Annotated in this window: 15 protein-coding genes; 2 read left to right on the top strand and 13 right to left on the bottom strand. The window is 71.6% G+C overall.

The window, feature by feature from the left end; genetic code table 11:
• Window positions 1–30 precede the first annotated feature (30 nt).
• The 4 genes from ACTU3I_RS07320 to ACTU3I_RS07305 all read right to left on the bottom strand — a co-directional run bounded on the left by ACTU3I_RS07320 (window position 31) and on the right by ACTU3I_RS07305 (window position 4,311).
• The gene (locus ACTU3I_RS07320; protein WP_442925000.1) at window positions 31–1,353 is read right to left on the bottom strand and encodes an LLM class flavin-dependent oxidoreductase; all 1,323 of its coding nucleotides are present in this window, start codon (window positions 1,351–1,353) and stop codon (window positions 31–33) included.
• Window positions 1,350–2,675 carry an O-acetylhomoserine aminocarboxypropyltransferase/cysteine synthase family protein gene (locus ACTU3I_RS07315; protein WP_442924999.1) on the bottom strand — a complete coding sequence of 442 codons (1,326 nt, stop codon included), beginning with the start codon at window positions 2,673–2,675 and terminating at the stop codon, window positions 1,350–1,352. The genes ACTU3I_RS07320 and ACTU3I_RS07315 overlap by 4 nt, the downstream gene beginning before the upstream one ends.
• 122 nt (window positions 2,676–2,797) lie before the next feature.
• Window positions 2,798–3,688, bottom strand: a complete 891-nt coding sequence (locus tag ACTU3I_RS07310; protein ID WP_442924998.1) for an SDR family oxidoreductase — start codon at window positions 3,686–3,688, stop codon at window positions 2,798–2,800.
• 62 nt (window positions 3,689–3,750) lie between these two features.
• Complete coding sequence (locus tag ACTU3I_RS07305) at window positions 3,751–4,311, bottom strand: Dps family protein (RefSeq protein WP_442924997.1); 561 nt, start codon at window positions 4,309–4,311, stop codon at window positions 3,751–3,753.
• A 163-nt stretch (window positions 4,312–4,474) separates the two neighbouring features.
• On the opposite strand from ACTU3I_RS07305, the gene ACTU3I_RS07300 reads away from it, so the two are divergent.
• Entirely contained in the window at window positions 4,475–6,298 is a 1,824-nt protein-coding gene (locus ACTU3I_RS07300; protein WP_442924996.1) for a glycoside hydrolase family 15 protein, read from the top strand.
• On the opposite strand, the gene ACTU3I_RS07295 is transcribed toward ACTU3I_RS07300, so the two are convergent.
• Both ACTU3I_RS07295 and ACTU3I_RS07290 read right to left on the bottom strand, forming a co-directional pair.
• Window positions 6,295–6,786 carry a GNAT family N-acetyltransferase gene (locus ACTU3I_RS07295; RefSeq protein ID WP_442924995.1) on the bottom strand — a complete coding sequence of 164 codons (492 nt, stop codon included), beginning with the start codon at window positions 6,784–6,786 and terminating at the stop codon, window positions 6,295–6,297. The genes ACTU3I_RS07300 and ACTU3I_RS07295 overlap by 4 nt on opposite strands.
• Window positions 6,787–6,883: 97 nt before the next feature.
• Window positions 6,884–7,342 (bottom strand): SRPBCC family protein, encoded by a 459-nt coding sequence (locus tag ACTU3I_RS07290; RefSeq protein ID WP_442924994.1) that lies wholly within the window; start codon window positions 7,340–7,342, stop codon window positions 6,884–6,886.
• Between the two features lie 227 nt (window positions 7,343–7,569).
• On the opposite strand from ACTU3I_RS07290, the gene ACTU3I_RS07285 reads away from it, so the two are divergent.
• The gene (locus tag ACTU3I_RS07285) at window positions 7,570–8,283 is read left to right on the top strand and encodes a hypothetical protein (protein ID WP_442924993.1); all 714 of its coding nucleotides are present in this window, start codon (window positions 7,570–7,572) and stop codon (window positions 8,281–8,283) included.
• Between the two features lie 174 nt (window positions 8,284–8,457).
• Here the strand turns inward: ACTU3I_RS07285 and ACTU3I_RS07280 are convergent, their stop codons facing one another.
• From ACTU3I_RS07280 to ACTU3I_RS07250, 7 genes are all read right to left on the bottom strand, one after another.
• The gene (locus ACTU3I_RS07280) at window positions 8,458–10,248 is read right to left on the bottom strand and encodes a gamma-glutamyltransferase family protein (protein WP_442924992.1); all 1,791 of its coding nucleotides are present in this window, start codon (window positions 10,246–10,248) and stop codon (window positions 8,458–8,460) included.
• 21 nt (window positions 10,249–10,269) lie between these two features.
• The gene (locus ACTU3I_RS07275; protein ID WP_442924991.1) at window positions 10,270–11,871 is read right to left on the bottom strand and encodes a molybdopterin-dependent oxidoreductase; all 1,602 of its coding nucleotides are present in this window, start codon (window positions 11,869–11,871) and stop codon (window positions 10,270–10,272) included.
• A gap of 67 nt (window positions 11,872–11,938) precedes the next feature.
• On the bottom strand, window positions 11,939–12,595 hold the full coding sequence (locus ACTU3I_RS07270) for a fasciclin domain-containing protein (RefSeq protein WP_442924990.1): 657 nt from the start codon (window positions 12,593–12,595) through the stop codon (window positions 11,939–11,941).
• Between the two features lie 196 nt (window positions 12,596–12,791).
• Window positions 12,792–13,832, bottom strand: a complete 1,041-nt coding sequence (locus ACTU3I_RS07265) for an LLM class flavin-dependent oxidoreductase (RefSeq protein ID WP_442924989.1) — start codon at window positions 13,830–13,832, stop codon at window positions 12,792–12,794.
• Window positions 13,832–15,154, bottom strand: a complete 1,323-nt coding sequence (locus ACTU3I_RS07260; protein ID WP_442924988.1) for an O-acetylhomoserine aminocarboxypropyltransferase/cysteine synthase family protein — start codon at window positions 15,152–15,154, stop codon at window positions 13,832–13,834. Before ACTU3I_RS07260 ends, ACTU3I_RS07265 begins: the two co-directional genes overlap by 1 nt.
• Window positions 15,151–15,861 (bottom strand): alpha/beta hydrolase, encoded by a 711-nt coding sequence (locus tag ACTU3I_RS07255; RefSeq protein WP_442924987.1) that lies wholly within the window; start codon window positions 15,859–15,861, stop codon window positions 15,151–15,153. The genes ACTU3I_RS07260 and ACTU3I_RS07255 overlap by 4 nt, the downstream gene beginning before the upstream one ends.
• Complete coding sequence (locus ACTU3I_RS07250) at window positions 15,861–16,964, bottom strand: LLM class flavin-dependent oxidoreductase (protein ID WP_442924986.1); 1,104 nt, start codon at window positions 16,962–16,964, stop codon at window positions 15,861–15,863. The genes ACTU3I_RS07255 and ACTU3I_RS07250 overlap by 1 nt, the downstream gene beginning before the upstream one ends.
• Between the last annotated feature and the right edge of the window lie 10 nt (window positions 16,965–16,974).

The following is a 16,974-nucleotide window of genomic DNA, read 5'->3' as shown; positions in this document are numbered from 1 at the left end:
GCGCAGCGAGACGAAACGTCGCGACGCGCGTCAGAACGCCGAGAGGTTCGCGGCGAGGCCGCCGGCAACGAAATCGCGGCGGAGGATGCCGCGGCGGCGCAGCAGGGGAACCAGCTCGTCGAGCGCACGGTGGAGCGTCACGGGGTGCAGGTCACCGGAGAAGATCAGGCCGTCGTTGTCGGCCTCCTCGCCGAGCTGCTCGATGAGGTCGGCGAGTTCCTCCGCCGTGCCGACCGTGCCGCTAATCCCGTCGCCGATGCGACCGAGGCGGGCCTTGCCGGCGAGGATGTCGCGCATGGGCACGCCGTCGAACGAGGCGAAGCGCCCGCGAAGTCCCTTGATCGTCCCCTGAGACACGTGTTCACCGAAGATCGCCGGGTCCAACGGGGCGTCCAGGTCGAGCACGGTGAGGTCGGTCTCGAGGTCGCTCGACCATGCCTCGGCGACCTCGCGAAGCGCCGCGTCATCCGGATGCGCCGATGCCTCGACGATGCGGTCGGCCTCGGCGGCCGAGCTGGCGACGATCGGCTTGAAGACGAAAAGCGTGCGGATGTCGTCGGCGCCGCGACCTGCCGCCACGGCGGCCTCGCGGACCCGCTGCCGGTAGGCGCGGACGGCGTCGACGTCGAGGTTCGACAGTGCGAGCTGGATCTGCGAGTTGCCGGCCGCGAACCCGATCCCGCGGGGCGACCCGCCGGGCGACGCGATCACCGGCTCCGACTCCAGCGGCTCGGCGTTCAGGGGTCCGTCGAAGCTCCAGTGCCGACCGCGGTGCTCCACCGCGCGGATCTTGGCGCCGTCGGCGTAGATCTGCGTGTGGGGGTCGCGGATGAGGGCGTCCTCGTCCCAGCTCCGCCACAGCAGGCGCAGCGCGTCGAGCCACTCCTGCGCGCGGTCGTACGCCTGGTCGTGCGGCAGCCGGTCCTGCCCGAAGTGATGCGCCGAGCCGACGTCGGTGACGACGTTGAGACCCAGCCGGTCACCGCTCAGGTGCTGGAGCGACGCGAACTGCCGTGCCGCGGTGTACGGATGCCAGGCCGCGGGGTTCGCCGTCGGGATGACGCCGAGATGCTCGGTGGCGGCGAACAGGTACGGCGCCAGGGTCCACGGGTCGTGCTTGGGCCCGCCGTACGCCTTCCGCACACGCAGGTCGAGGGTGGCCGGGCTGATGCCGACCGAGAGCGCATCCTCGATCAGCACGAAATCGAACCCTGCCCGCTCGAGCTGGCGCGCGGACTGCTGGTAGAGGTCGGGACGCCGCCAGTCGTAGTCCCACTCGAGGTACGGGCGCGCCCAGCCGTGCGGGCCGAAGCCGCGGGAGAGGAACCAGCCGAAATGCTGCTGCCGGGTCATCGGGTGCCGGCTGCCTGCACCATCGCGGCGCGCCCGACGGCGAGCGCCTGAGCAAGATCGCGGATGAGATCCTCCGGGTCCTCCACGCCGATCGAGAGCCGCAGCAGACCCGGATCGATGCCGGAGGCGAGGCGGTCGTCCTCGGTGCGCAAGACGTGCGTCGTCGAGCCGGGATGCAGCACGAGCGATCGCACGTCGCCGAGATGCGTCATCCGCGTGAACAGCTCGAGGGAGTTCACGGTAGCCTCGGCGGCAGGCCGACCACCGCGGACGGTGAAGCCGAACACCGACCCTTGACCGCGCGGCAGGTAGCGGCGGGCGAGGTCGCGGTGCGGGCTCGAGTCCAATCCGCTGTAGTCCACCGACTCCACCTCCGGCTGCCGCTCCAGCCAGCGTGCGAGGGCGAGAGCGCTGTCGGACTGTCGTTGCACGCGCAGCGACAGCGTCTCGATCCCCTGCAGGATGAGAAAGGCGTTCAGCGGCGATGCGGCGGGGCCGAAGCGCATCGCGAGCGTGCGGACGTACTCCAGATAGGCTCCTTGCCCCGCACGCTCCAGGAGCGTACGGCCGTCGATGCCGCGCTCCACGGCGAGATGCGGGTAGCGGGCCGGGTCGCGCGCCCACTCGAAAGAGCCGCCGTCGACGACGAGCCCGCCCAGGACCGTGCCGTGGCCGGAGAGGAACTTGCTGGCCGAGTGCACGACGATGTCCGCGCCGTGCTCGATCGGGCGCAGGAGGTACGGGCTCGCGAGGGTGTTGTCGACGACGAGCGGCACGCCGGCACGGTGGGCGATGTCGGCGACGCCGGCGATGTCGAGCAGATCGTTCTTGGGGTTGGGAATCGTCTCGGCGAACAGCGCCTTCGTGCGGGGCGTGATTGCCGCTTCCCATGCCTCGAGGTCGCGAGTCCGCGCGACGAAGGTGACGTCGATGCCGAGGCGCGCGAAGTTCTCGCGCAGCAGCTCGCGGGAGCCCTCGTAAAGGCTCGACGCCGCCACGATGTGGTCGCCGGTGGCGGCCAGCGCAAGCAGCGCGGTCGACACGGCAGCCTGGCCACTGCCGAGGAACGTCGCGCCGGAGCCGCCCTCCAACGCCGCGATGCGGCGCTCGAGCGCGGCGTGCGTGGGGTTGGACACGCGTGTGTAAGCGTGCCCGTCGTCGGTGCCGGCGAAGCGGGCTGACGCCTGGTCGAAGTCGTCGAAGACGAACCCGGCCGTCAGGTAAACCGGCGTCGCGCGCGGATGGTGCGTCCCCTCCGGTTCGACGCCCGCGTGCACCTGACGCGTGGCGAAGTTCCATCCCTCGACGCCTGCTGCCGACATCCCTGCTCCCGAGTCGCTGAAACGCCCGATCCGCCGAGCGCCTGAACCGACGGTAGACGTCGGGACATCGTGCGGCGGAGTCGGGCGTCACAGGGCGACACGCGCCCGGATGCCTGAGCGGGTCAGTGCACGGGCATGCCGCCGGTCACCGCGATCGTCTCGCCGACGACGTAGCTGGCCTCTTGCGAGGCGAGGAAGACGAACGCGGGAGCGAGTTCGACCGGCTGCGCAGCGCGGCCGATCGGGGTCTGCTCCCCGAAGTGCTCGATCTTCTCCACCGGCACGAACGCCGGCTGCAGCGGTGTCCACACCGGGCCGGGGGCGACGCCGTTGACGCGGATGCCACGCTCGATGAGCTGCTGGGAGAGCGCCCGCGTCCAGTTCGCGATTCCGGCTTTCGACACGGCGTACTCCGCGAGCGACGGCGAGGGCTGGAATCCCTGCACGCTCGACGTGGTGATGATGGCGGCGCCGGGCTTCAGGTGCGCGGAGGCGGCCTTGGTCAACCAGAACAGCGGATAGATGTTGGCCTTCACGACGTGGTCGAGGGTGGCCGTCTCGAAGTCGTCGATGCTGTCGACGGTCGGCATCGTGCCCGCGTTGATCACGAGGATGTCGAGCCCGCCGAGTTCGGCGACGGCCTTGTCCACGACCTCGATGTCGGTCGCCTCGTCCTGGAGGTCGCCGGGAAGAAGGACGGCGGTGCGGCCCTCCGCCTCGATCAGCGCCGCGACCTCCTCGGCCTGCTGCTGCTCCTCGGGGAGATAGCTCAGCGCCACGTCGGCGCCTTCGCGGGCGTAGGCGATCGCCACGGCACGGCCGATCCCGGAGTCGGCGCCCGTGATGAGAGCCTTGCGCCCGGGGAGGCGCCCGAGTCCGACGTACGTGGTCTCGCCGTGGTCGGGGGCCGGGTCCATCCGACGGACGTCGCCGGGTCCCTCCTGCTGCTGCGGCGGGAAGGGCGGCCGCGGGTACTGCGTCGTGGGGTCTTGAGCGGTGTACATGTCAGCCATGGCGCCACGCTAAGCGGGGCGCCGGAGCCGCCCGCCGGGGTTGCGGCGGGCGGCGGCGGGCGCTACCGCTTGGCCGGCGTGCGGTTCTCGGCGCTGACCATCCACGACAGCTGCTCGAGACGCTCGAGGATCGCGTGCAGGATGTCGGCGCTCGTGGGGTCTTCCTCGTCCACCTCGTCGTGCACATCGCGGCATGTCGACACTGCCGCGTCGAGACGCTCCGTGATGAGGTCGATGACCTCGGCGGTGTCGATCTCGCCCTGCGGGAACTCCGGAAGGGTCGTCGTCTCGGCCACGGTGTCACTGCGGCCGTCCGGAAGGGCGTGGAGCGCCCGCATCCGCTCGGCCACGGTGTCGCTGAACTCGCGCGCCGACTCGATCACCTCGTCCAGCTGCAGGTGGGTGTCGCGGAAGTTCCGCCCGACGACGTTCCAGTGGGCCTGCTTGCCCTGGATCGACAGCTCGATGAGGTCGACCAGCACTTTCTGCAGGTTGTCGCTGAGCTGCTGCGACGCGGTGAAGCCGCTCTCTGCGTTCTCCTCCTTCGTCAGGCCGGCTCCCGCGCCGCCGCGCGCCGGACGGCGGCGGTTGCGAGTGGCGGTGTCTTTGGCGGTCGTGGCCATACTCGTCCTCCTGAGATCGGTGGTGCTGTCTCGACGGTAGTCCGGCGCCCCCGCCCCCGGCCGGGGCTTGCTGGGGCCCGAGGAGGTTGCTAGTGCCGTAGTGCCGCGTCCGCGCGGATGCAACCCCGCGGCCGGCGGTCCGGGCGCTGTCTACCGTGGCGGCATGAGCCGCAACGACGACGCCCGGCCGCGGCACCGGGATCTGCGCGAGTACGCCCCCATCGGCGACGGACGCACGATCGCGCTCGTCGGGCGGCGCGGGCAGATCGACTGGCTGCCCGTCCCCTCGCTCGACTCCCTGCCGGTGTTCGCGGGAATCCTCGACGCCGAGACGGGCGGGCGCATCGAGCTCGAGCCCGACGAGGAGTACACCGTGAGGCGGCGCTACGTCGCTCGCACGAACGTCCTGCAGACCACCTTCACCACGGCATCCGGTCGGGCCCGCGTGACGGACGCCCTGGTCACGGGGGTGGCGGGCAGGCTCCCCTGGGCGGAGCTCGCCCGGCGCATCGAGGGGATCTCCGGGCGCGTGCGGTTCCGGTGGCGCGTGCAACCGGGCACGCGGTTTCAGACGGCGGCACCGTGGATCGAGAAGCGCGACGGCGCATCGATCCTGCGGGTGGGTGACATCTCGCTCGCGGTCGTGGGCGAAGGCCACGGCGCCGAGCACCCGGAGGCCGACGGCGACGCGGGCCCGCTCGTCCAGGGGGAGTTCACCACGAGCGAGGGCTCTCGCTCCATCCTCGTCCTCGTCGGCACCGACGGCGAGCCGCTTCACCTTCCGGTGCCGGCGAACGTCCAGCGCGGCATCGACCGGACGATCGACGGCTGGCGCGCCTGGTCGCGCGAGTTCTCCTACGACGGCCCCTGGCAGGATCTCGTGCAGCGCAGCTCCCTCGCGTTGAAGCTGCTCGTGTACGCCCCGACCGGCGCGATCGCCGCCGCAGCGACGACATCGCTCCCGGAGAGCCCGCGCGGCGGGAAGAACTGGGACTACCGCTTCGCGTGGGTACGCGATCTGGCGTACACCACGCACGCTCTCGTGCGCTTCGGACTGCGGGAGGAGACGCACGCGGCGATCTCGTGGCTCCTGCAGACGATCCGTCGCAACGGCCCGGAGCTGCACGTGTTCTACTCCCTCCGCGGCGAGGTGATCGACGGGTCGCGCGAGCACGACGTCGCCGGCTGGCAGGGGATCGGGCCCGTCGTCACGGGCAACCCCGCGCACGGTCAGTTGCAGCTCGGGGTCTACGGCGACCTCTTCGCCATCTGCCGCACCTACGTCGAAGCCGGCAACATCCTCGATGTGGCGACGGGGCGATCGCTCGCGGCGATGGCTGACCGGACGTGCGACCTCTGGCGCCAACCCGACTCGGGCATGTGGGAGCTGGCGGAACTGCGCCATTACACGTCGTCGAAGATGGGATGCTGGCAGGCGCTGAACGACGCGGTCTTCCTCGTCGAGCAGGGTGCCATCCCGGGGAGCCCGGAGCGGTGGCGCTCGGAGCGTGACCGGATCGCGGCGTGGGTGGCGGAGCACGGGTGGTCGGACGAAGTCGGGAGCTACGTGATGTACCCCGGCAGCGGTGACCTCGACACGTCGGTGCTGCTCCACGCCGAGAGCGGATTCGACCGCGGCGAGCGGATGGCGGCGACCATCGATGCGATCAGCCGCGATCTCGGCGCCGGTCCGCTCCTGTACCGCTACAGCGGCATGGACCAGGAAGAGCACACCTTCGTCGCCTCGGCCTTCTGGCGGGCCGGGGCGCTCGCCTGCATCGGCCGTTTCAACGAGGCCGTCGCCGCGATGGATGAGCTCGTCGGGTACGCCAACGACGTGGGGATCTTCGCCGAGATGATCGCCGAGGATGACGGCGCGTTCTGGGGAAACCTCCCCCAGGCGCTCAGCCATCTCGCCGTCGTCAGCGCGGCGCTCACCATCCGCGAGCTCGTCCCGGCGCGGATGCTCCGCGACCGGGAACGCTAGCTGAGGCGCTTGCGCAGGAAGATCTGGTCGTCGCCGTTCTCGCCCCCGGCGCGCTCGGTCTCGCGGTAGCCCTGACGTTCGTAGAGCCGGATGTTGGCCTCGCTCAGTCGCCCGGTGAACAGCTCCGCCTCGGTCGCGCCGGCCTGGCGGCCCCGATCCTCCACGGCGTCGAGGATGAGCGAGCCGAGACCCTCCCCCTGCACGTCGGGAGCGACGGCGATGCGCCCGATCAGCAGCAGCGGGCCATCGAGCTGTGCGCGGGCGGCTGCAACGATGCGCGCCCCCTTCAGCGCGACGCATCCGAGGTTCTCGACGAGCTCGGCTTCGAGCTCTTCGAGGGTCTGCGTGAACGGTGGCATGTCGACGCTGCGGTAGATGAGCGCTTCGGAGACGAAGGCCGAGCGCTGGAGGGTGAGGACCTCGCCGGCATCGCCGGGTCGGATCGGTCGAACGCGAGCCGGTTCGCTCGACGGGCCTGTTTCACTCACGCTGCTCCTCGGGGTTCCTGCATATCTTTGCGCACGCGCGTCTGCGCCCCGGTCGTCGTGGTCCACGGCCGGGGCGCAGCACGTTGCGCGCGTGGCGTCAGTCGCGCGGGACGTCCTCGCGCCACTGGCCGGTCTCGGCACCCCGGCCCTCGATGAACTCCTTGAAGTTCTTGAGGTCCTTCTTCACGGCGTGAGAGCCGGCGCCCACGAGCGACCCGACCTTCTCGAGGAGCCCCTCGGGCTCCCAGTCGATCTGCACGGTGACACGGGTGCTGGTGTCACTGAGCTTGTGGAAGGTCACGACACCGGCGTGGTCGGTCTCGCCCCCGGTGCTGCGCCACGCGACGCGCTCATCCGGGTGCTGCTCGGTCACCTCGGCGTCGAACTCGCGCTCCACGCCTCCGACGCGCACCTTCCAGTGCAGGTGGGTGTCGTCGCGCTGCGTGATGGACACGACCTCGTCCAGGAAGGACGGGAAGGACTCGAACTGCGTCCACTGGTTGTATGCCGTGCGCACGGACACGTCGACGTCGATCGTCTCGATGATCTGGACCATGTCACTCCTCGGTTGTCGGACGGCGTCTCGCTTTTCGGACGGCGTCTCGTTTTCGGACTGCGTCGTTTGTCGGACGGCATCCAGCCCATCGCAGTCCGCGCCGAGCGGGGTGGGGATTGACAAGCCCCGGATCGCCCTCCATGTCCGGGGCATCCGGGTGTCAAGCCCCTCCGGACCGGTCGCAGAGGTTCCTAGCGTGAGATCAGCCGATGGAAGGAAGCACCCCAATGAGCGACGACATCCCCCGGGAGCGCCTCGACGACGCCGAGGCCTCGGACGGCCACGCCGCCGAAGTGCCCGCCGGCGGCCGCGGGGCCGACACCGGTGCCGCAGACGCCACGCGCATCGACGACAGCGACCGGGCCCCCGTGCAGAACATCTCGACGCAGAACGACATCCCCGGCGTGGGCACCCGCAACGGCGACGGATCGATGGCGAGTGGCTTCGACGTGCGGCATCGCCGATCCGGCAGCTCCGGGTCCTCTGTCGCGGAGGCGGACTCGCCCGACCGCCCGGTCGAGCCCGCGCCCTCTCTCGCGCAGGAGTATGAACCGGGCGTCGACCCCGCGCACGCACGCGGCAGCCGCGCCGCCGGACCTGCCGCCAGCGACGGCGACCCCGGCTCACCGGACGACCGGCCGGATGATCGCCTCGGCCGCGTCGCCGACAAGACCGGCGGCTCGATGGTCCGCATCGTGATCGGGGGCGTCATCGGGCTCATCGCGGTGGTGCTCTTCGCGTTCGCGGTCCCGGTGGCCCCGGCGGTCGCCTGGATCGGCATCGCCCTGGAGGTCGCGCTCTTCGCCGTGCTCGCCGTGAGCGCCGGCGTGCTGCGCAGTGGTCGCTACCGGCGGCTGTCGGTGACCGTCGCATCGGTCGCGATGCTCGGCGTCGGCATCGTATTCGGGGCCGTTCTGCTCGTCCTCGCGCTCACTCGCTGATCCGGAGCCGCGCTCTGACGTGTCTCCCTGCGCGCTCAGGTGTCAGGTCATGCCGTCTCACGTCGGCGACAGCGGCGCGACCTGCCACCCGACCCCTGTCGCGATGCGGTCGAGTGTCATGTCGGGCCGCGTCGAGCGGGACAGAGCGACCGCGGCTGACACTCGAACGCGAGGTCAGCGGCCGGCGGCGTAGCCCGTCCCGCCGCGCGGGTTCGCGGCGGCGGCAAGCGTGCCGTCCGACGGATCGCGCGACACCGACGACAGCCGGCCGAGCGACCAGCCGTCGACCACAGACACCTCGTGGCCTCGAGCACGCAGCTCGCGGATGACGTCGTCTCCGAGCCGGTCCTCCACCACCACGCCGAGCGGTTCCCACGCACGGGGCCAGAACGAGCTCGGGAGATGCGTGGTGTGCATCGTCGGGGCGTCGATGGCAGCCTGCGGCGAGTAGCCACCGATGATGCGACGGAGCACGTACGGCAGCTGCCACTGGTCCTGCTGGTCGCCGCCGGGCGTCCCCAGCGCCTCGACCACCGTGCTTCCCGCGGCCAGGAGCGTCGGGGAGAGGGTGGTGCGGGGGCGCGCACCCGGGCGAAGAGCAGCCGGCGCCGACTCGTCGAGCCACGTCATCTGCAGGCGGGTCCCCGCCGCAAGGCCCAGGCCCGGCACAGCCGGCGAGGACTGCAGCCATCCGCCGGACGGGGTGATGCTCGCGAGGTTGCCGTGAGCGTCCACGACGTCGATGTGACACGTGTCCCCTCGCGTCTCCCCCGTCGCACGCACCGTCGGTTCGCCGACGCTTCCGCCGTCGACGCCGGTCTCGGTGAGGAGCGGCGGCACGAACGCCGGGCGCCCGGGGAGCACGCCGGGGCGCCACTGGGGGCTCGCCTCGTCGGAGATGACGGCGGCGCGCTCCCGCGCGTACTCGTCGCTGAGAAGAAGGGGGAGCACCTCGTGAGCATCCTCGCCGTAGTACGCGTCGCGGTCGGCGAAGGCGAGCTTCAGCGCCTCGACGACGAGATGCGCGCCGCGGCCGGTCGAGGGGTCCAGTGCATCGTCCGGGAAGGTCGCGAGGATCGCGAGGGCCTGGAGCAGCACCGGCCCCGACCCCCAGGCGGCCGCCTTGAGCACGTCGACCCCGCGGAAGCGGTACGACACCGGCCGCTCCCACGAGGCGTCGAAGCCGCGGACATCGTCGGCGGTCAGCACACCGGCGTAGTCTCCGCCGTCGGAGTGGCGATGCGGGCGCGCGAGGAACGCGGTCAGCTCGTGCGCGACGAATCCCTCCCGCCAGTTCCGCAGCACGGCGTCGATGCGGTCTGTCCGCGTGGCGCCGTCGGCGGATGCGGCGAGCCGGCCGAGCGCAGCGGCCCACTCGGGGTTGCGGAACGTCTCGCCGGCCCGCGGCACCCGCCCGCCCGGCATCCACAACGCCGCGGACGTCGGCCACGCCTCCCGGAAGAGCCCCTCGACGCTGCGCACCGCACCCGCCCACGCCGGCGTCACCGGAACACCGTGTTCGGCGGCGGAGATCGCATACTCGGCGACGTCGGCGAACTCCCACGTGCCGTGCTCCCGGAGGAGAAGGAGCAGCGCCGGGAAGGCGCCGGGGACGGCCGCCGCCAGTCCGCCCGCGCCCGGGACGCTCTCGAGCCCGAGCGATCGGTAGTGCGCCACGCTCGCGGCGGCGGGCGCCGGGCCCTGCCCGCTCAGAACGCGAGACGCGGCGCCGTTCGGTGCGACGAGGCCGACGAGGTCGCCCGCCGGGCCGTTCAGATGCGGCTCCGCCAGGTGCAGGACGAGGCACCCCGCCACGGCCGCGTCGAACGCGTTGCCGCCGCGCTCGAGCACGCTCTGGGCCGCGCCGGTCGCGAGCCAGTGCGTCGAGGCCGACATGCCGAACGATCCGGTGAGCGTGGGTCGGGTCGTGAAGGCGGGCGGCGGTGACCAGGGGGAACGCGGCATCCGGCCATTGTCCCCCGGGCGTCAGGTCACCGACACCAGGGTCCGCTGCCAACCGCTGGATCCGTCGGGCGCGATCGGCGCGGATTCGCGGATCTGCAGATTCCCGGCCTTGTCGACGGCGCGCACCGTGACGTAGTGCGTGCCGGGCTCGGCGTCCCACTCGAGGAACCACTGCACCCAGGTGTCGTCGTTGACCGCGGTCGAGAGCGTCGCCTGCTGCCACTGACCGTCGTCGATCTGCACTTCGACGCGTTCGATGCCGACGCTCTGCGCCCACGCCATGCCGGCGATCGGGATGCGACCGGCACGGACGGGCGTGCCGATCTTCGGAGTGTCCACGCGCGAAGAGAACTTGATCGGCGCCTGCGCGCTGTAGCCCCGCGGCGTCCAGTAGGCCTCGTCGTCGGCGAACGTCGTGACGGTGAGCTGGGTGAGCCACTTCGTGGCCGACACGTATCCGTAGAGCCCGGGCACCACCATCCGCACCGGGAAGCCGTGCTCCAGCGGCAGCGGCTCTCCGTTCATCCCGACGGCGAGGATGGCGTCCACGCCGTCGTCGGTGAGCGAGCTGAGCGGGGTGCTGGCGGTGAACCCGTCGACGCTGCGCGAGAGCACCATATCCGCCCCTGCCTGCGGCCCGGCGAGAGCGAGGATGTCGCGCACCGGCACGCCCAGCCACAGCGCGTTGCCGACGAGGTCGCCGCCGACCTCGTTCGAGACGCACGTCAGGGTGACGGCGTACTCGTCGACGCCCATCGCGAGCAGATCGTCGAAGCTGAGCTCGACGCGCTCGTCGACGCGCCCGTCGACGACAAGGCGCCAGGAGGCGGGGTCGATCGTCGGCACGGTCAGGGCCGTGTCGATGCGGTAGAAGTCGTCGTTCGGCGTGAACAGGGGAGACAGCCCGGGGATGTCGAGCTCCGCGCCCTCCGGGACGACCACTCGGCTCCGCGGCGTGGGAAGCCGCAGCGCCTCGCGGACCGCGCGAGCCGACGTGGTCGCCGCGTTCACGACCCGCGCCCCCACGCCCACGACGACAGCGGATGCCGCGGCGATCACGGCCATCGTCAGGAAGCCGCGCCGATCCACCCGTTCCCGCTCGGCGCCCGCCATCGCACCGGGTCCGCCCGCCGCGCTTGCTGGCGCGTCCGGTCGGCGCGCACCGTCGGCATCCCGCCACCGACGCAGGCGTCGGGTGAGGAGCACGAGAACGACGATCCCGGCGGCCGTGCCGAGGAGGGGCGGCGCCCAGGACGCCGCACCCGCACCGGCGCGCGTGACGATCGCGGCGGTGGCGGCGGCGCCCCCGAGGGCCAGCAGCACCGCCCCGAGCGGCGGTCGCCGGTATTGCGCGAGACCGGCGACGGCCGCGCCGATCGCCGCAGCCAGCCCCACGCTTCCCAGGAGCACGGCTTTGTCGGCGAAGCCGAAGAGCGTGATGGCCAACTCCTTCAGCGGCCGAGGGACGATGTCGATCACGAAGGATCCGACGGCGAGCAGCGGGCTCGCATCCGGCTCCGCGAACAGCGCCACCAGCTCGCTCGCCGCCAGCAGCACGCCGGCGGAGATCAGTCCGACAACGGCCGCCCACGCTGCGGTCCGCGCTCGCGGATGCGTCGCCATGGCGTCTCCCTTCGCACGAGGGGTCGCGGAGCCCGGAGACTCCGCGACCCCGCCGGTCGTTCTGTGATCAGGCGGCCGGGGGCATCAGCACCGTGTCCAGGAGGTACACGGTGGCGTTCGCGGTCTTCACGCCGCCGCAGATGACCGTGGCGTCGTTGACCATGAGCATGTCACCCTCGCCCGTCACCTCGACATCCCCGCCCTGCACGGTGGTGTGGGTACCGGCGATCTCGTCCGGCGAGACCTGCCCGGGAACGACGTGGTAGGTGAGGATCGACGTCAGCAGCGCGGTGTCGGTCTTGAGCGTCTCGATCGTGGCGGGGTCGATCTTCGCGAAGGCGTCATCGATGGGCGCGAAGACCGTGAACTCGCTGCCGTTGAGGGTGTCGACGAGGTTGACCTCGGGATTCAGCTGACCGCTGACGGCTGCCACCAGCGTGGTCAGGAGCGGGTTGTTCGACGCCGCCACCGCCACGGGGTCCTGCGCCATGCCCTCGACCGAGCCCGCACCGTCCGGCACCGCCTCGGCGTAATCGGCGCAGCCGGCGCCCACGAGGTCGGCTGCCGGGTCCATCGTGTCGGTCGCGGGCGCGCTGGACTCCATCGACGGCGCTGCACTCTCCTCCGTCATCTCCGACGAAGAGCCGCTCGAACAAGCTGCGAGCGCGAAGGTCGAGGCCAGTACCAGAGCAAGACCAGCGGTGACGTGGTTCTTCTTGAGCATGAGTTCCTCCGAGTTCAAGAGCCTGCGGCTCTGCTGTGCCGCCCGGGGGCGGTGCGGGCCGGAAGCGGCCCGCACGAACTCTTCGGAACCCTCTCTCGATCGGATGGAAATCCATCCGGCCGCATGCATCGAGTTGCGCCGTGTGGTCGGAAAACACGCGGAATATCGACCACAAGACGCAGCTCGATGGGGCGGGTCAGGCCAGAGCGGGAGCGTGCTCCACGAGGGGGAAGACCTCGGCGGCGATGCGCTCGAGCTCCGGGGCGAGGGGTGAGGACTGGATGAGCAGCAGCGTCACCCCGGCCTCCTGATACGCCCTGATGCGCTCCGCCACCTGCTCGGCGGTCCCCACCAGATTGGGCCGGAGGCCCCGCGTACCCACCGAGTACTCGCGCGCCGAGACGGCGACATCCAGCGCCGAGTTGGCGGTGAATTCCTGGAACGACGCGTATCCCGGCGAGGCCGGATCGACGGTCGTGATGCGTTCGAGCTCGCGCTGGACCTCGGCCTCGGTGTCGCGGACGATGACGTACGCCGCCATCGCGAACTCGCGCATCGGTTCCCCCGCGAGCCGCCGGCGCCGCTCGTTGAGGTCGGCGACCTTCTCGCGCACCTCCTCGACCGTGCCGCCGTGCATCGCGTACGCGTCGGCGAAACCGGCGATCGCCTCGCGACCCGACTCGCTCTCCCCGCCGGCGAAGACGGCGGGGAGGGTCGCGGGCTTGGGCTCCACGACCGTCCCGTCCGCCTCGAAGAATCGCCCTCGGTAGTCGAAGGGCGAGGTGGTCAGCGTCCCGAGCACGACCTCGACGAACTCCCGCGCCTGGTCGTACCGCTCGTCGTGCGCCGGAAAGCGGCCACCGAACTGCTTGGCCTCCTCCGCCCACCACGCCGCGACGACGTTGAGCGCCAGGCGCCCGGGCGCGAGGTCGGAGATCGTCGAGATCGTCTTGGCCGCCACGGCCGGCAGATGAAACCCGGGGCGGATGGCGGTCATGACGCGCAGCCGCTCGGTGACGGCGAGCACCGCCGACGTGAGCGACCACGCTTCCAGGCTCGGCGCGCTCGGCCCCTTGCGGTCGTTGAGATAGAGCTCGGGGATGAGCATCGTGGAGTAGCCGAGCCGGTCGGCGGTGAGGGACACGTCGCGGATGGTCGCCCACGTGGCGGGCATGCCCTCGTCCTCGACGTTGCGGAGGAACCCGCCGTACACCGGCGCCCACAGTCCGAAATGCATCACTTCTCCTGTCCGCCGGCCAACGCCGGCGACTGTTCGGCCCGCACCAGCGCGAGCGCCTGATCGAGGTCGGCGACGAGGTCGGCCGGGTCTTCCAGCCCGATCGACAGCCGCACCGTCGCGCGCGAGAAGCCGGCGAGCGCGAGCTGTTCATCGGTGAGATGCGAGTGCGACGTGGTGGTCGGGTGGATGACGAGCGAGCGAGCGTCGCCGATGTTGGCGGCGAGGGTGAAGGCACCGAGCGCATCGACGAACACGGGCACCGCCTCCTCCCCCGCGGCCAGGTCGAACGAGAACACGCCGCTGACGCCGTGCGGGAGGTATCGCGCGGCGCGCTCCGCCGAGGGGTTCCCGGGGACGGCCGGGTGGTGCACGACCGCGACGTCCGGATGCTCCGCCAGGTGCCGCGCGATCGTCGCCGCCGTCGCCGACTGGCGGGCGATCCGCAGGTCGAGCGTCTCGATGCCGGTGAGGATCTGATGAGCGTTGAACGGCGAGAGGGCCGGCCCCAGGTCATGCGCCCACTTCGTCTTCACGAGCACCAGGTAGGCGCTTCCGTCTCGGCCGAACCGGTCCCACAGCACGACGTCGCCGACCCGGGGATAGGGCTTGGTCAGCTGCGGCCAGCGCTCCGGGTCGGCGCCGAAATCGAACGTGCCGAGGTCGACGATGACACCGCCGAGGGACGAGCCGTGGCCACCGAGGTACTTGGTGGCGGAGTAGACGGTGATGTCGGCGCCGAACTCCTTGGGGCGCAGGAGCGCGGGAGTGGCGATCGTGTTGTCGACCACGAGCGGCACGCCGGCCTCGTGCGCGATCTCGGCGATCGCCGCGAGATCGGCGACGGCCGCGGTCGGGTTCCCGACGCTCTCGACGAAGAAGGCGCGCGTCTGCGGGGTGACCGCCGCCCGCCAGGCCGCGAGGTCGTCCTGGTCGACGAGCGTCGCCGCGATGCCGAAGTCGGCGAACGTGTCGGTGAGGAGGTCGACGGTGCCGCCGTACAGCTGCGCCCCGGCGACGACGTGCCCGCCGGGGGCGGCGAGGGCGAGCAGGGTCAGGGCAACCGCCGACTGCCCCGAGCCCGTGGCCAGCGCCCCCACGCCGTCGTCGAGCGCGGCGACGCGCTGCTCGAGCACGGACTGGGTGGGGCTGCCGGTGCGGCTGTAGAGGTTGCCGCGTTGGCGGAGCGCGAAGATGTCGCGGGCATCGGCCCACGAGGCGAACTCGTATGCGGCAGTCTGATAGATCGGCACGACAGCCGGGTTGGGCGCGACGGCGAGGTCTGCGCCTGCCCGGATCTGCCGGGTCGCAAAACCCGTCATCGCGTGCGCACCTTCACGAGGATGGGCGCGGCGTCCGCGTCCAGCCGCAGGCGCTCGAGGAACGCCACGATCTCCGCGGAGACGCTGCGGTGGTGGACGTCGTTGAGCACGTCGTGCAGTCCGCCCGTGACCGTCACCACATCGGCGCGCCATCCGTCGTACAGCGGCGAGACCGATTCGAGTGGGGCGATGGTGTCGGCGCCCCCGTGGATCGCGAGCACGGGAACGGATGCGGCATCCTCGGGCCACGTCGGGATGATCGTCGACGCGGCCAGCGGTGCGGCGTCGGCACGCTCGACGACGCCGCGGTGGATGGGGCACGCGCTTCGCGCCGCCAGCTCTTCGCCCGCCTCCGGGACGACGCCCGCCGGAACTGCCGTGCCGGCGAAGACCGCGCCCGACGGCGCCACCGCGCCCCCGGCGAGCGCGGCGGCGAGGAAGCCCGCCGACGTGTCGACGCCGACGACGAGGCGGACGCCCTCGGCGTCGGGATCCGCCTCCCACAGCGCCGCCACGTCGGCGGCCGACTCGACCGGCGCCGGCGCGACGCGCGAGGCATACCCGTCGACGGCCAGGCGCGCGGCAAGGCGGCGGTAGTAGCTCGGGTCGTCGCCGCGTCCGGGAAGAAGAAGCACCGTCCCGCGGACGGTCGCCGGGGGCTCGACGAGCTCGAGAAGCTCGGAGCGCACAGTGATCGCCGACGACATCAGACGAGCGCCCCGACCTGCTCGCGCTCCGCCGCACGGGAGCGCAGCAGCGGGACGAGTTCGGTGCCCCACTGCTGCACGTCGCGGAGCGGGTCGTAGCCGCGGATGAGGAACTTCCGGACCCCCAGGTCGTAGTACTTCAGGATCGACTCGACGACCTGCTCGGGCGTGCCGACGGGGCCGGTGGAGTTGCCGCCGCCGCCCGTCAGGCGGTTGAGGCCGAACCACAGCCGCTCGTCGTGCACATCCTTCTCGGCGGCGTGCGCGTTGAGCAGCTGGGCGCCGACGGCGTTGCTCTCCCCCTGCCGGACTCGCCACTGCGCCGCGAGGGGGCTCGCATGCAGTCGCTCCTCGGCGGCGCGGTAGTACGCGTCGGCCTGCGCCCACGCGGCGTCCTCGGTCTCGGCGACGATGGGGCGCAGCGACACGGAGAACTCCACCGTGCGTCCGTGCCGCGCCGCCTCCGCCTGGATGCGCTCGATGCGGTCCTTGGTGGCCGCGAGCGGCTCGGCCCACAGCGCGTACACGTCGGCGTGCGCGCCGCCGACCTCGATCGCGGCGTCGGACAGGCCGCCGAAGAAGATCGGGATACCCGCATCCGTCACCGGCTTGACGGGGCTGAACGCATCGGTGACGCGGTAGAACTCGCCCGTGTAATCGAACGGCGCCTCGCCGTACAGCGTCTGGCGGAGCACCTGGATGAACTCCGCCGTGCGGCGGTAGCGCGCGTCCTTCTCGACGTAGTCGCCGTCGCGCGCCTGGTCGGCGTCGCTCCCGCCGGTGATGTGGTGGATGGCGACGCGCCCACCCCCGCTGAAGGCGTCGAGGGTCGCTAGGTGCCGCGCGACCTGTGTCGGCGCGACGAAACCGGGCCGGTGGGCGATGAGGACGCCGGCGTGCTCGGTGCGGCTCAGCACGTGCTGGGCGACGGCGAACGCGTCGGGGCTCGCCGAGCTGTGAGCGACCAGGATGCGGTCGAACCCGGCACTGTCGTGTGCGCGGGCGAAGTCGGTGAGGTACGGCTCGTCGATCACCGGGCCACCCCCGCCGACGCTCTCGGAGACGTGATTCGTCGACACCATGCCGAGGATCTCGATGGACATGCGGTTGTTC

The sequence above is a fragment of the Microbacterium sp. RD1 genome (assembly GCF_052220165.1).
In the GTDB taxonomy this organism is placed as follows: domain Bacteria; phylum Actinomycetota; class Actinomycetes; order Actinomycetales; family Microbacteriaceae; genus Microbacterium.
This window is presented reverse-complemented; position numbering and strand designations above follow the sequence as displayed.

Excerpts from the sequence above, each read along its gene's own strand:
- ACTU3I_RS07320 (WP_442925000.1), bottom strand. The coding sequence starts at position 1,353 with ATGACCCGGCAGCAGCATTTCGGCTGGTTCCTCTCCCGCGGCTTCGGC.
- ACTU3I_RS07315 (WP_442924999.1), bottom strand. The coding sequence starts at position 2,675 with ATGTCGGCAGCAGGCGTCGAGGGATGGAACTTCGCCACGCGTCAGGTG.
- ACTU3I_RS07310 (WP_442924998.1), bottom strand. The coding sequence starts at position 3,688 with ATGGCTGACATGTACACCGCTCAAGACCCCACGACGCAGTACCCGCGG.
- ACTU3I_RS07305 (WP_442924997.1), bottom strand. The coding sequence starts at position 4,311 with ATGGCCACGACCGCCAAAGACACCGCCACTCGCAACCGCCGCCGTCCG.
- ACTU3I_RS07300 (WP_442924996.1), top strand. The coding sequence starts at position 4,475 with ATGAGCCGCAACGACGACGCCCGGCCGCGGCACCGGGATCTGCGCGAG.
- ACTU3I_RS07290 (WP_442924994.1), bottom strand. The coding sequence starts at position 7,342 with ATGGTCCAGATCATCGAGACGATCGACGTCGACGTGTCCGTGCGCACG.
- ACTU3I_RS07285 (WP_442924993.1), top strand. The coding sequence starts at position 7,570 with ATGAGCGACGACATCCCCCGGGAGCGCCTCGACGACGCCGAGGCCTCG.
- ACTU3I_RS07280 (WP_442924992.1), bottom strand. The coding sequence starts at position 10,248 with ATGCCGCGTTCCCCCTGGTCACCGCCGCCCGCCTTCACGACCCGACCC.
- ACTU3I_RS07275 (WP_442924991.1), bottom strand. The coding sequence starts at position 11,871 with ATGGCGACGCATCCGCGAGCGCGGACCGCAGCGTGGGCGGCCGTTGTC.
- ACTU3I_RS07270 (WP_442924990.1), bottom strand. The coding sequence starts at position 12,595 with ATGCTCAAGAAGAACCACGTCACCGCTGGTCTTGCTCTGGTACTGGCC.
- ACTU3I_RS07265 (WP_442924989.1), bottom strand. The coding sequence starts at position 13,832 with ATGCATTTCGGACTGTGGGCGCCGGTGTACGGCGGGTTCCTCCGCAAC.
- ACTU3I_RS07260 (WP_442924988.1), bottom strand. The coding sequence starts at position 15,154 with ATGACGGGTTTTGCGACCCGGCAGATCCGGGCAGGCGCAGACCTCGCC.
- ACTU3I_RS07255 (WP_442924987.1), bottom strand. The coding sequence starts at position 15,861 with ATGTCGTCGGCGATCACTGTGCGCTCCGAGCTTCTCGAGCTCGTCGAG.
- ACTU3I_RS07250 (WP_442924986.1), bottom strand. The coding sequence starts at position 16,964 with ATGTCCATCGAGATCCTCGGCATGGTGTCGACGAATCACGTCTCCGAG.